This is a genomic window from Hahella sp. CCB-MM4, assembly GCF_002260525.1.
Classification (GTDB): Bacteria; Pseudomonadota; Gammaproteobacteria; order Pseudomonadales; family Oleiphilaceae; genus Hahella.
The window spans coordinates 158,323-170,834 of record NZ_MRYI01000002.1 but is presented as its reverse complement, the minus strand read 5'-3'; the positions used below and the strand labels follow the sequence as shown (position 1 = coordinate 170,834).

Sequence of the window (12,512 nt, the reverse complement as noted above, 5' to 3'; positions counted from 1 at the left end):
AGATAATGTGAGATGGTTCGGCCTGTTTAATGATTCTCGTTTAGTGAATATCGTGTTGAACAGCAACTGCCGGACCAAGGCTGTGAGGAAGATTACCAATGTCGTTTGTGATTCGTAAAGTTTGTATTGTTCTGATTTTGGCGTTGTTGGGCACAGGAGTGTCGTGGGCAGAAGAGGAGGCGGATATCAAGATACGCTATGGTGAGGACAAGACCGTATACGAATATCGGGTGAATGGTCAATTGGTGGAAATCAAGGTTGTGCCCAAGATCGGTCCGGCTTACTATCTCGTCCCCGCCGATGGCGGCGAATTTGAGCGCTCTGACACGTCTAGCGTGGTGGTTCCCAGTTGGAAAATTCTGGAGTGGTAGCCCCTCTTGAATGGTGTGAGTGAATTATTGGTTTGATTCAAAAAGGTTGGTATGGCGGTTTTTACCAAGGTCAGTGAGGAACAGCTGCAGTCACTGTTGGAGAAATATTTTGTAGGTCCTGAAGTCCGTCTGTTTGAGGGGATTTCTGCAGGCATAGAAAACACCAACTATTTCGTGGATGTGCAGACTGAAGCCGGTATCAGCCGCTGGGTGCTGACCCTGTTCGAGATGGTCAGCCCGGAAGAACTCCCTATCTTTGTTTCCCTGACGCAGCAACTTGCCGCGGCTGGGGTGCCTGTTCCTGCAGCATTGGCAGATCGTGAGGGGAAATCCATTCAGACGGTTGCCGGGAAGAAGTGCATTTTGGTGCCTAGAGTATCCGGTCGTCAGTTGGAGAGCCCATCAGAGGAACAATGCCATCGAGTCGGACAATTGATCGCAGAGTTACATCTGGCCGCTGAGAATATTGGCGAGTACCGTGCGGTGGTGCGCGATCAGGGTTGGTTGGAAAATCATCAGCGCGCACTGGAAGCACATCTTGAGTCTGATGATGCTGCGTTACTGAAGAGTGAAATTCAGTTTCAGCATGATCAACAGGCTGAATGGGGCGATGCTCCCAAAGGCTGGATACACGGCGACTTGTTTGTCGACAATATATTGTTCGATCACGAAAAGGTCAGCGGCATCATCGATTTCTATCATGCTTGCCATGACTACTGGTTGATGGACCTGGCTGTGGCATGTAATGACTGGTGTTACGAGTTGGGAAAAGGTTACGACACTGAAAGACTGAAAGCATTTGTGTCCGGCTACGATTCGAAGCGACCTCTTACCGCAGGAGAAAAGGCTCAGTGGTCCAGCGCGTTAAGGCTGGCAGCTTTGAGATTCTGGATATCCCGGTTGATCAGTTTGCATGGAGGCGGTTATCAAAGTCAGGCGGAACAGGGAGAGGTCTTTAAGAATCCCGATGAAATGAAGGAAAAGCTGCTCGCTGCCCGAGCACAGGTTTTTCCTGCCATTACCAAGAACTAGTGGACCTGCCAAATAGCTGGATCCAGGTTTGCCTTGCGGATTCAGCTAACCGGATTTAGCTAAACACAACCGTGATAACGCCGGATAGGGCCACGATTATCATGGCGCCCAACACCCTACCCCCCAATCCGGTTTTACCGAGACTCCAGGCCAAGCCTCCTTTCACCAGCGAGTTGACGATTGCGGCGATCAGAATGCCCCACGCCGCTGTAGAGGTCGTTATTCCTTCTGCTGCCTTGCTCATTCGTGCCAGAGACAGGCTGATGGCATCAACATCTGTAATTCCTGATAGTGCTGAGAGGATATAAATCCCCTGGTCCCCAAAGGCTTCTCTTAGCGCATGGGATAGCAAGACGATAATGAGCAGGATAATACCGAACAAAAGTGCGGATGAGAGTTCCAGCGGATTTTGCTTCAAGGTGGGCTGGGCAACACTCACCTGATTCTGGCGACTCCAAAAAACAAACGCCGGCACATAGGTGCAGACTCCCATGACTGCCAGAGGGGAGAGAAGCGCCCAGGCCAGAGGCGGATTAACGATATAGAGGATGAACCAGAGCCGGGGAAACATCGTTCCGCACGCGATCAGAATGCCGGCGGCCAGCAGTCGGTTTAACTCAGGATTCTCACGAGCCAGCTTGGAAAAGTGCAGAGTCAATGCTGTTGAAGAGCTTAGGCCGGCAAACAATCCTGTCAGCAGTACGCCACGAGTTGCCCCGCCAATTTTAATGGCAAAATATCCTGCAAAAGAGATACTGCTGACCAGCACAACCATCCACCAGATTTCGTAGGGGTTGATTGCCCCCCAGGGACCATACCCTTCATTGGGCAGGATGGGGAGCATGACCAATGTCATTACCAGCAGCTTAAGGCCTGCGTCCAGTTCTTCGTCACGAATCTTTTTCAGCAGGCCGTGCATCTCTGCTTTCATGTCCAGCAAAAAGGTGGTCACGACGGCACAAACGGCTGCCACAGTAAAGTACTCCAGCATAGCCAGAGCACCGAAGACAAACGTTAATTGGCTGGCCATCAGGCTGGTGATGCTCATGTCCAGTCTTGTTCGTTGGCTGGTGATATAGGCGGATACCAAAACAATGGTGAGGCACAGGTAGCTGACCCCGAGCATCCAGAAACCGATGAGCTGGCCAAGCCAGGTACTGATGGCTCCAAGCAAAGCTATCAGAGTGTAGGTTCTGACGCCGGCAACCCGGTAACCCGGATCCAATTCACGTTTCACCCAGCCGCGTTGAACGCCGACCATCAGCCCTAGCAGGCTGGCAATAAAGAAATGAGGTAAAGGGCTATAGGAGTTCAGAAACTCTGGCATGGGCGATTTCCGATGGTTGGTCGGCAAGTTGTTGCATGCGGTGGTACTGAGAATATTTTCTCATTGAATCAACGGAGGTCCCGGCCTTCTGTGCCGCTGCATTCTCTTTGCCTTTAGTATGATTATTCTAATTTTAGTACGTATTGTAAGCCGATGAAAAAGCAAGAGCCGTTACGGTTCAAAGTCACCATTGACCATGGTAGGAGACCAAAATGAGCAAATTGAAATCTTATCAAGAACAACTTCAGCAAGCTGTTGAAAAAGGCATCAAAAGTTTCGAAGAACAACATCGGGCTCTGGCTGCCAAGCCATTTGACTATGCGGAAAAGCTGGAAGAAGAGGCCAAGACATTTTCCGTTAAGTCCGTCCGTGAAATTCACGATAAAGCATTGGATACGGTATACACCAAGTTGAACGAGTGGAACAAACTGCTCAACGACTACACTTCTGATCTGGTTAGCAAATTTGAACCGGAAGAGAAAAAAGCACCGGCTAAGAAAAAGCCTGCAGCTAAAAAAGCGCCTGCCAAGACGGCAGCTAAAGCAGCCGAAGCTGCAGCCTGATTCAATCGGGGCTGATAAAGAGCGCCGAAAGGCGCTCTTTTTTTATGCCTCTTATCACGGAGGTTAAAATGAGTAACGTTTGGAGAGTTGACGTCTAGTTTCTGTGAAGTTGTTTCATCAGATATTCCAAGCGTTCAATTTGCTCGTCGAAGTCCTCGACTATATCGTTCCGATCCTTTTGATGGCTCTGAATTTCATTCTCCATGGTGCTTTTCTGCTCGCTTAGGCGTTCAATTTCGTGGAGAATCTGCTCGGGAACCTTTTTGCCTGCCCGCTCTGCGTCAGCTGCACGGGATTCCAGGTCGACAATTTTTTTGTCATTGGCTTCGATTTTTTTGCGCTTGAGATTGATGAGGGCATCCAGTTCCTGGAGTCTGCGGTCCCGTGCCCGCCTGGCGTCACCAGGGTGGCTATACAATCTCAGCAGGGTGCGGTCCGCTTCTTCCTGCTGTCGGGCCAGTTCTTCCTGACGAGCTTTTTCTTTCTTCAGGCGTTCCTGCTCAGCAATCTGTTCCGGTGTCAGGGCGGGAGGAACATCTTTCACCACTCGACCGAAGGTGTCCACAATCTGGTATCCCTTGCGGGCATATTCGGGGGGGATTGAATTGCCAAGCACGATGACTCCGTTGTCATCACGGTAGCGATAGAGCAAGGATTTTGCGTCAGCCAGTTCGGAGAGGCATAAAACGCAGGTGAACAGGCTTGCAAGAGAAATTGTTTTTATAGTGGAAAATAACTTCATGGTATCAAAAGGCCAATATGAGAACTTCAATCTGGCCAGATGTTGAGTCGTCCAAAATAGTATGAGCCAGCTTTTTTTCATGTATCTAATGTTATTCGTTATTTCCCTGATTGCCAACGGACTTTCGGCGCTTGCCGGTGGTGGGGCCGGATTGTTGCAGCTTCCGGCCCTCATCTTTCTCGGGCTCGGATTTGCTCCAGCGCTTGCCACACATAAGATCGCCAGCGTTGCATTGGGGGTGGGTGCCACCTACCGTCATCTTCGCGAAAAGAAAATATCGTTAAAATTCTCATTCTATATGTTAGCCGCTGGATTGCCAGGGGTGGTTCTGGGCGCCAATGTCATTCTAAAGGTCCCTGATCATTGGGCTCAAGCCGTATTGGGAGGTTTTACCTTAGGGTTGGGGTTGTACTCCATGTTTTCTCCCAGGCTTGGGATGGAAGACCGACCCCGACAGCTGGGGGTTCCGGGTTATCTGGTTGGCGGACTCGGACTATTTTTGATTGGTGGTCTCAATGGTTCAATAACCTCTGGTACAGGGCTGTTTGTCACGATATGGTTAGTAGCCTGGTTTGGGCTGAGCTACCAGTTGGCGGTGGCCTATACACTGATTCTGGTAGGAATGTTCTGGAATGGTACCGGAGCGTTGGTGTTGGCAATGCAGGCGCCAGTGAAGTGGGACTGGCTGCCGGTATTGGTCTTGGGGGCTCTGGCAGGGGGCTATATTGGCGCCCATTGGTCAATTGCCAAAGGTAACAAACTGGTTAAGCGATGTTTTGAAGTGTTGACCATAGTGGTCGGATTGAGTTTACTGTGGCGGGCTTTGAGCCTGCCACAGTAATGCAGGTTCAGACTTTGATACCGTACTGATTGCGATATTCAGCAACTTGTTCATAGTACTGGGCCAGTTCGGAATCTGTCTTAAGAAACTCTAGAACTTGATCCAGCTGGATAATGGCTTGTACAGGAATCTGGTATTGTTGCTCTATTTCCTGTATGGCGGACAGTTCTTTCTGACCACGCTCCTGACGGTCCAATGCTATCAGGACGCCGGCGGGTTCGGCCCCTTCGGCTTTAATGATATCGATGACCTCGCGGATTGCTGTGCCGGCGGTGATAACGTCGTCGACAATCAGCACCTTGCCCTGTAATGGTGCGCCAACAATGGAGCCACCCTCGCCATGGGTTTTGGCTTCTTTGCGGTTAAAGGCGTAAGGAATATCGCTTTGGTGTTTGTCAGCCATAGCCACGGCCAGCGCGGAAACTAGGGGGATACCCTTATAGGCAGGGCCGAACAACAGATCATACTCGATTTGACTGTTGATCAGGGCCTCGGCATAAAAATTGCCAAGCTGGGCTAATGCCATTGACGTGTTAAACAGGCCTGCATTGAAGAAATACGGACTCTGCCGGCCGGACTTCAGGGTGAACTGACCGAATTTCAGGACTTTCCGGTCAATGGCGAATTGGATAAAAGATTTTTGATAAGTAAGCATTAGAGTCTCGATTGCCCCTGAGTTCTTTTGCACGAAATACGAATTAGGTATGATACACGCAAATTTTTATAGGTAACATCTATGAGGGTAGTAACAATCAGCGTAAACGGGCTCAAGCGCGCCGCTGCCGAAGGTTTCTTCGAGTGGATGCAGGAGCTGGACGCTGACGTAGTGTGCGTTCAGGATCATCGAATGCGAGTCTACGAGTTGGACGAACCGGAGTTTCGGCCGGAGGGCTATGAAGCCTATTTTCTCGATGCAGCGGAACTGGCCGACGGCGGTGTAGGAATTTATACCCGCCAGATTCCCAAGGCGATTATGATGGGTTTTGCCTATGCGCCGGCGGACATGAATGGTGCATTTTTGCAGGCTGACTTTGAAGCGGTCAGTGTGGCCTCGGTGATGGTGCCCTGTGCACTGATGGATGAGTCCAAGCAGCAGGAGAAAGAGGACTTCCTGGAAGCATTTGGTAATCACTTGAAGAAAACTCTGCGTAAGCGTCGCCAGTTTTTATTCTGTGGTAATTTTCAGACTGCTCATCTGGTGACGGATGCCAGCAGCCGTTATCACAAGCTGGAAGTCTCCGGGTTTTTGCCGCAGGAGCGTGGCTGGTTTGATGAAGTGTTCGATGAGATGGGCTATATCGATGCCTTCCGCCGAATGAATAAAGAGAAGAACCAGTATACCTGGTGGCCGGAAGCTGCCGAGGGCTGGCGCAAGCACGCAGGTTGGCGGACGGATTACCAAATCGCTACTGCCGGATTGAAAGGCGCTATCAAGAGAGCCTGGATTGATACGGAAACCCGCTTCTCCGATCACGCTCCATTGATCGTGGATTATGATATTGAGTATTGAGGACATGGTAAGCCTGGAATTCAGTCAGAATTGCGGAATACAGTCCAAAATGAAAAAGGGCAGCGGAAGCTGCCCTTTTTTGCCTTTGCCCTCAGGTCTCCCTGTAGGATCTATTCACCTTTAATGGCGTTTTCCTGAATCGCAAAAATTTCCTGCATCCCCTCTTTGGCCAAGTTCAACATGGCGCTGAGTTCAGATTCGCTGAACGGCGCACCTTCTGCGGTGCCCTGAATTTCGATAAATCCGGTTTCATCGGTCATGATAACGTTCATGTCGGTTTCTGCTTTTGAGTCCTCGGCATAGTCGAGATCCAAAACCGGAGTGCCTTCAAATACACCAACAGAGATTGCTGCCACCTTGTGCTGCAAGGGATCTTGTTTAATCAGGCCTTTTTGCATTTGTCCCTGAATCGCCAAAGCCAGGGCTACATAGCCGCCGGTGATTGAGGCTGTGCGTGTTCCGCCGTCTGCCTGAATTACGTCGCAATCAACGGTGATGGAAATGTCCGGCATTTTTTTCAGGTCCAGGGCTGCTCTCAGGGAACGGCCGATCAGGCGCTGGATTTCCACTGTTCTACCCTGTTGCTTGCCTCGAGCTGACTCCCGCTGGTTACGAGTTCCTGTCGCACGGGGCAACATGCCGTATTCCGCTGTCACCCATCCCTGGTCTTCGCCCCTTAAGAATCGAGGTACGCCTGTCTCCACGGATGCTGTGCAGATGACCTTGGTGTCTCCGAACTCTATCAGCACAGAACCTTCCGCATGCTTGGTGTAATTCCGGGTGATGCGTATCTCTCTCAGCTGGTTTGGGAGGCGTCCACTGGGTCTCATAAATTTATCTCAACAGTTGGGTGACTGGATTCAGGTGGTTTTCCACCCGTCATACAAAGGGCCAAAATTGTAACATGATCCAGTGCATGTCGACATGAGTTCCGTGCAGTCCAGACAATTGAAACCCATGGGACTTCACCTCTCTTTTTGATTCCAGATTGAGTGTAATGATTAGTCATTGCATACAGACGTTGATAGCGTGACAATCAGGTTGCTTATTTTAATGCCTCAATGTTTTACTGGAGGTTTAAATGCCCGTTATTCGAATCAAATCCTTGCCTCTAGCACAGGATACCGATATTGCACGTGTGCTGGAGGGCATTAGCAAAGAGTTTGCAGAAACTGTCGCTGTCAGTGTGGATCAGGTATATCTCAGCTGGGAGTACTGGTCCCCTGGACATTATGCTCACCAGGGAAGGGCGGCAGGTCTTCAGGAAAATGAAAGTCATCCCATTCAAGTGGAAATGATTACGGCGGATGTGTTCAGTCAGTCGCGCGTTGAATTGATGCTGGGAGCGATCGCCCAGGCGATCAGTCGGCGAACTCATGTCCCAATGGATAACATCTTTATCATCCGACAGGTAGTCTCTTCAGGAAATGTGTTTGAACAGGGAAAGGTCGAATTTTGGGATGTATCATCCGATGGAGACTACAATCACAGTTAGCTGTGGGAGCCTGCAGAAGGTTATGGCAGCTCGCGGGTAATTTATAGATGCCTGCGGGCGGTTGCAGGTGACTGCGGATTATCGGAAGCGCTTGTAGAAAAATAATCTGTTTGTGTGTCGGCTGCAGGTTGACAGTCTCCGGTTTCCATTATTAAGTTGGCATCAATTTGCGGCGTTGCAGCCGTTGTCGTTAAACACAGGAACAAAGGTGGAGAAATTATGATTCGCAGTATGACAGCATATGCCCGGCAGGATGCCCGAGGCGAGTGGGGAACTCTGACCTGGGAACTGCGTTCTGTGAATCACCGCTACCTCGAGCCGGTATTCCGAATCCCTGAAGCTTTAAGGGATATTGAACCTGCGCTGAGGGATCGTCTCAGACATTATGTGCAGCGCGGAAAGTTGGAATGCCAGCTGAAGTTCCAGCCGGAAGCCCAGGGTAGCGGCAGCTTTAGTGTGAATGTGGAGTTGGCGGCGGAGCTTAACCACGCGGTCAATCAGATTAACCGGTTATTGGATAATCCAGCCCATATTAATGCCTTTGATTTTATCAACTGGCCTGGGGTTATGGTCAGTGAGGAAACAGATCTGGAACCGGTGAAGGAAGAAGCTGTCAACCTGTTCAATCAGGCTCTCTCGCAGTTGGTTGATACTCGCGAACGGGAAGGTGGACGAATTCATCCCATGTTGGATGATCGCCTGAACAGCATTGCGGGGATTGTCGAAAAGGTGAGAGAGAAAATGCCTCACATTCTGGAGCGTCAGAATGAAGCGCTGAAATCCCGCTTTGAAGAACTTCAACTGGACGTGGACCCCACCAGACTTGAGCAGGAGCTGGTGATGGTGTCACAAAAGGCGGACGTGGCGGAGGAACTCGATCGTCTGGAAGCCCACGTTCATGAGGTCAAGGATGTGTTGACCAAAAAAGAGCCTGTTGGCCGACGCCTGGATTTTCTTATGCAGGAGCTGAATCGGGAGGCGAATACGCTTTCCTCTAAATCCCTGGTGACAGAAACCACCCAGTTTGCTGTGGAGTTGAAAGTTCTGATCGAGCAAATGCGGGAACAGGTCCAGAACATCGAATAATGCTGCAGATAGGAATGGATCAATAGTTGGCGCGCACAAATCCTGTTTAAACGCTATAATGCGCGCCCTTTAGCAGTAGCGGTCTCGGGAGCTGAGATCGTCAAAGCGCGTAGTGTTTAGGAATTTACAGGAAGACTGATTATCATGGCGAAAGGCCGATTGTTTATAATTTCCGCCCCTTCCGGCGCAGGCAAGACCAGTCTGGTGGCTGCGCTGTTGAAGCAGGATGACCAACTCAAAGTGTCTGTCTCTCACACCACTCGCCCGATGCGTCCGGGGGAAGAAAATGGTGTGAACTACTTCTTCGTTTCCAGGGAAGAGTTTCTTGAAGGTGTAGAAAAACAGGGGTTTCTTGAGCATGCGGAAGTGTTTGGAAATTTCTATGGCACCTCCCAGCAATGGGTCGATCAGGCGATTGAGCAGGGGATAGACGTTATCCTCGAAATCGATTGGCAGGGTGCCCAGCAAGTAAGACGCCTGCGACCTGAAGCCCGATCTATTTTTATTCTCCCGCCGTCTCTGGAAGCGCTAAAGCAAAGGCTGGAAGGCCGTGGACAGGATGCTGCCGACGTCATTGCTCGTCGATTGCAGGAAGCGGCAGAAGAAATCTCTCACTATGGTGAATTCAACTATCTGGTGGTGAATGATGACTTCGATCAGGCGCTGAAAGACCTGCAATCCATATTCTGCGCTGAACGGCTGACACTTGAAGCTCAGAGTGTTCGTCACGCAGCACAATTGAGCAAAATGTTGTCAACTGTGTCCGAGTAGCATAAACTACGCGGTCCTTCAGGTGGGTGAAGCCCACTCCTCCTAAGATTTACATGAAAAGTGGTGTGTTATGGCACGTGTAACCGTTGAAGATTGTCTGGAAAATGTAGCTAACCGTTTTGAACTGGTTATGGTGGCGACCAAGCGCGCTCGCCAGATTGCCACTGAAGGTAAAGATCCAAAAGTGGAATGGGAAAACGACAAGCCTACAGTTGTCGCCCTGCGCGAGATCGCCGAAGGCTTGGTCACCCCGCAATTGCTGGATAACGAAGAAGAATAATTCCCCATCGGTTCGGTGGTTGTAGTCCGTTTTTCGGACTCATCTGTGGCATCGAGCTGTTTCCGGGCGATGGATCATCGCCCGGATAGACATTTCCAATCAGTCGCCACATCTCTTTGCCCTTGAATTTTCGGGCTTTATCTTTATATTGAAAGTTATAAGTGTCTGCTCCCCATATTGGGGCAGTTGAGACATCGTTGTGTACCAGATTGTAACTTTGCGGGAATTGTGTGCCGACCATAGATGCGCTTGCGGAACGACTAAAACACTATCTTGATGACGGCCATATCAATATAGTCAAGCGTGCATTTTATTATGCTGAGCAAGCCCATGAGGGGCAGTATCGGCAAAGTGGCGAACCTTACATTACCCATCCCCTGGCCGTTGCCAATGTGCTGGCTGATCTGCAATTGGATCACCAGTGTCTGTCCGCAGCTATGCTGCATGATGTCATTGAAGATACAGGAATTCCCAAAGACGCTATTTCCAGTCAGTTTGGTGAGTCAATTGCCGAGCTGGTGGACGGTGTCAGTAAGCTGACGCAGATTGAATTCAAATCCAAGGCGGAAGCCCAGGCGGAAAACTTCCAGAAAATGACGTTGGCCATGGCCAAGGATATCCGGGTCATTCTGGTTAAGCTGGCTGACCGGCTACACAACATGAGAACGCTGGGGCCGCTGCGTCCTGATAAGCGACGACGCATCGCGACAGAAACTCTCGATATATATGCCCCGATAGCCAATCGACTCGGTATCCACACCATATGCATTGAGCTTGAGGATCTGGGGTTTCAGGCCATGTTTCCGATGCGTGCCCGCTATATTCAGGAGGCCGTCCGGAAACTTCGTGGTTCCCACTATGAAGTCATTGAAGAAATCCGCCACAAGCTCGAAGCTCGTATGAAGGAGCGCGGCATTCCTGGCAGGATTTTGGGAAGGGAGAAGCATCTTCACAGTATTTATCAGAAGATGAAAGCAAAGCGACGCTCCTTTCACGATATTATGGATGTTTACGCTTTCCGGATTATTACTGACTCAGTGGATAGCTGTTACCGGCTCCTCGGGTTGGTGCATGGTGAATACAAACCGGTACCGGGGCGCTTTAAGGATTATATTGCCCTGCCCAAAGCCAATGGCTATCAGTCCATCCACACCACATTGTTCGGTTCCCATGTCAATATAGAAATCCAGATACGTACCGAGGAGATGGACCGGGTGGCCAATACCGGGATCGCTGCACATTGGCTCTATAAAGAAGACGATTCCAAGATCGGCAAGTCGCAGCATATCCGGGCGCAGAAATGGGTTAAAGACCTGATGGAGATGCGGGAGCGTGCAGATGACTCCCTGGAATTTATCGAGCATGTGAAGTTCGATCTGTTTCCCGATGAAATATACGTCTTCACACCTAAAGGGCGTATTCTCGAACTACCCGGCGGGGCCACGCCTGTAGATTTTGCGTACGCCATTCACACTGATATCGGCAATTCCACGGTTGCCTGTCGAATCAATAAGCATCTGGCTTCATTAAGTGTACCTCTGAAAAGTGGCCAGACCGTGGAAATTATTACCGCGCCCGGAGCCAAGCCTAATCCCGCGTGGTTGAATTTTATTGCGACCGGGAAAGCGAAAAGTAATATCCGTCACTTCCTCAAGCAACAGCAGCAGACCGAAGCTCGAGCTTTGGGTAAACGGTTGTTGAAGAAGAACCTACAGACTTTCGGCAAGCGTCTTGATGAGATCAGTGACCAGCAGGTCGAAAATGTGCTGAAGCACAATCAAGCGCCAAGCCTGGAAAGGCTGCTGGAGGAAATTGGTTTGGGAAGCCGGATGGCGTATATCGTGGCACGTCAGTTGGTGTTTGATAGTGAGCACATCGATCAGGAAGACGCTGCACAATTCGATGAGGTTACATCCAAGCCTTCATTAATGATCGAAGGGGCGGATGGGCAGGTCCTCACACTGGCTCACTGCTGTAAACCGATTCCTGGTGATCCTATTGTTGGTCTGTTTAATCGTGGCAGCGGAGTGATGATTCACTCGGAAACCTGCGATAAGGTCAAAAAGCACCTGAATGACCCGGAACATTGTGTTCACCTGAGTTGGGCAAAAAATATCACCGATGAGTTTTCTGTGGCTCTGCGGGTTGAAGTTGAGCGCCAGCGTGGTGTGATAGCTGAAATTGCCAGTGCCGTGACTCTGGCTGACGGCAATATTGAAAAGATCAATGTTGAGGAGCAAAACGCCAAACTCAGCGTTGTCAGCCTGATCATCAAAGTGCAGGGAAGAAATCATCTGGCCCGAGTCATGCGCCGTCTGCGTCATCTGTTGGTGGTGACATCAATCTCACGTGTACGCCATTAGTATCCACGCTCTCAGTCCGATAAGTGACCATTGAACCCTATCAAGTTCGAAAGTGACGTATTCGGACTAGTCAGTTCCTGATTCAGGCTCGATAATAAAAGACAGTTGAATTACCACTGGACGATCAAGTC

Annotated in this window: 14 protein-coding genes; 10 read left to right on the top strand and 4 right to left on the bottom strand. The window is 50.1% G+C overall.

The window, feature by feature from the left end:
- The first annotated feature begins 98 nt into the window (after window positions 1-98).
- Both BTA51_RS04340 and BTA51_RS04335 read left to right on the top strand, forming a co-directional pair.
- Window positions 99-371: a DUF2782 domain-containing protein gene (locus BTA51_RS04340; RefSeq protein WP_094706199.1), complete on the top strand. Its 273-nt coding sequence runs from the start codon at window positions 99-101 to the stop codon at window positions 369-371.
- 51 nt (window positions 372-422) lie between these two features.
- Window positions 423-1,403, top strand: a complete 981-nt coding sequence (locus tag BTA51_RS04335; protein ID WP_094706198.1) for a homoserine kinase — start codon at window positions 423-425, stop codon at window positions 1,401-1,403.
- A 55-nt stretch (window positions 1,404-1,458) separates the two neighbouring features.
- Here the strand turns inward: BTA51_RS04335 and BTA51_RS04330 are convergent, their stop codons facing one another.
- The gene (locus tag BTA51_RS04330; RefSeq protein ID WP_094706197.1) at window positions 1,459-2,730 is read right to left on the bottom strand and encodes an MgtC/SapB family protein; all 1,272 of its coding nucleotides are present in this window, start codon (window positions 2,728-2,730) and stop codon (window positions 1,459-1,461) included.
- A gap of 212 nt (window positions 2,731-2,942) precedes the next feature.
- On the opposite strand from BTA51_RS04330, the gene BTA51_RS04325 reads away from it, so the two are divergent.
- Window positions 2,943-3,293, top strand: coding sequence for a hypothetical protein (locus BTA51_RS04325; RefSeq protein ID WP_094706196.1), 351 nt, complete (start codon window positions 2,943-2,945; stop codon window positions 3,291-3,293).
- Between the two features lie 94 nt (window positions 3,294-3,387).
- Here the strand turns inward: BTA51_RS04325 and BTA51_RS04320 are convergent, their stop codons facing one another.
- Window positions 3,388-3,909 carry an ABC transporter ATPase gene (locus tag BTA51_RS04320; protein WP_246840917.1) on the bottom strand — a complete coding sequence of 174 codons (522 nt, stop codon included), beginning with the start codon at window positions 3,907-3,909 and terminating at the stop codon, window positions 3,388-3,390.
- 205 nt (window positions 3,910-4,114) lie between these two features.
- Between BTA51_RS04320 and BTA51_RS04315 the strand changes: the two genes are divergently transcribed.
- Window positions 4,115-4,876, top strand: a complete 762-nt coding sequence (locus BTA51_RS04315; protein WP_246840916.1) for a sulfite exporter TauE/SafE family protein — start codon at window positions 4,115-4,117, stop codon at window positions 4,874-4,876.
- Between the two features lie 7 nt (window positions 4,877-4,883).
- Here BTA51_RS04315 and pyrE read toward each other — a convergent pair whose 3' ends face one another.
- Complete coding sequence (gene pyrE, locus BTA51_RS04310; protein ID WP_094706194.1) at window positions 4,884-5,531, bottom strand: orotate phosphoribosyltransferase; 648 nt, start codon at window positions 5,529-5,531, stop codon at window positions 4,884-4,886.
- 81 nt (window positions 5,532-5,612) lie between these two features.
- Between pyrE and BTA51_RS04305 the strand changes: the two genes are divergently transcribed.
- Window positions 5,613-6,386, top strand: a complete 774-nt coding sequence (locus BTA51_RS04305) for an exodeoxyribonuclease III (protein WP_094706193.1) — start codon at window positions 5,613-5,615, stop codon at window positions 6,384-6,386.
- Window positions 6,387-6,496: 110 nt separating this feature from the next.
- Here the strand turns inward: BTA51_RS04305 and rph are convergent, their stop codons facing one another.
- The gene (gene rph / locus BTA51_RS04300) at window positions 6,497-7,216 is read right to left on the bottom strand and encodes a ribonuclease PH (protein ID WP_094706192.1); all 720 of its coding nucleotides are present in this window, start codon (window positions 7,214-7,216) and stop codon (window positions 6,497-6,499) included.
- A gap of 251 nt (window positions 7,217-7,467) precedes the next feature.
- Here rph and BTA51_RS04295 point away from each other — a divergent pair, with 251 nt between their 5' ends.
- The 5 genes from BTA51_RS04295 to BTA51_RS04275 all read left to right on the top strand — a co-directional run bounded on the left by BTA51_RS04295 (window position 7,468) and on the right by BTA51_RS04275 (window position 12,381).
- Window positions 7,468-7,881: a hypothetical protein gene (locus BTA51_RS04295; protein ID WP_094706191.1), complete on the top strand. Its 414-nt coding sequence runs from the start codon at window positions 7,468-7,470 to the stop codon at window positions 7,879-7,881.
- Window positions 7,882-8,100: 219 nt separating this feature from the next.
- Complete coding sequence (locus BTA51_RS04290; RefSeq protein WP_094706190.1) at window positions 8,101-8,967, top strand: YicC/YloC family endoribonuclease; 867 nt, start codon at window positions 8,101-8,103, stop codon at window positions 8,965-8,967.
- Between the two features lie 144 nt (window positions 8,968-9,111).
- Window positions 9,112-9,738: a guanylate kinase gene (gmk, locus tag BTA51_RS04285; RefSeq protein ID WP_094706189.1), complete on the top strand. Its 627-nt coding sequence runs from the start codon at window positions 9,112-9,114 to the stop codon at window positions 9,736-9,738.
- A gap of 70 nt (window positions 9,739-9,808) precedes the next feature.
- Window positions 9,809-10,018, top strand: a complete 210-nt coding sequence (gene rpoZ / locus BTA51_RS04280; RefSeq protein WP_094706188.1) for a DNA-directed RNA polymerase subunit omega — start codon at window positions 9,809-9,811, stop codon at window positions 10,016-10,018.
- Window positions 10,019-10,248: 230 nt separating this feature from the next.
- Window positions 10,249-12,381 carry a bifunctional (p)ppGpp synthetase/guanosine-3',5'-bis(diphosphate) 3'-pyrophosphohydrolase gene (locus tag BTA51_RS04275; RefSeq protein WP_094706187.1) on the top strand — a complete coding sequence of 711 codons (2,133 nt, stop codon included), beginning with the start codon at window positions 10,249-10,251 and terminating at the stop codon, window positions 12,379-12,381.
- The last annotated feature ends 131 nt before the right edge of the window (window positions 12,382-12,512 follow it).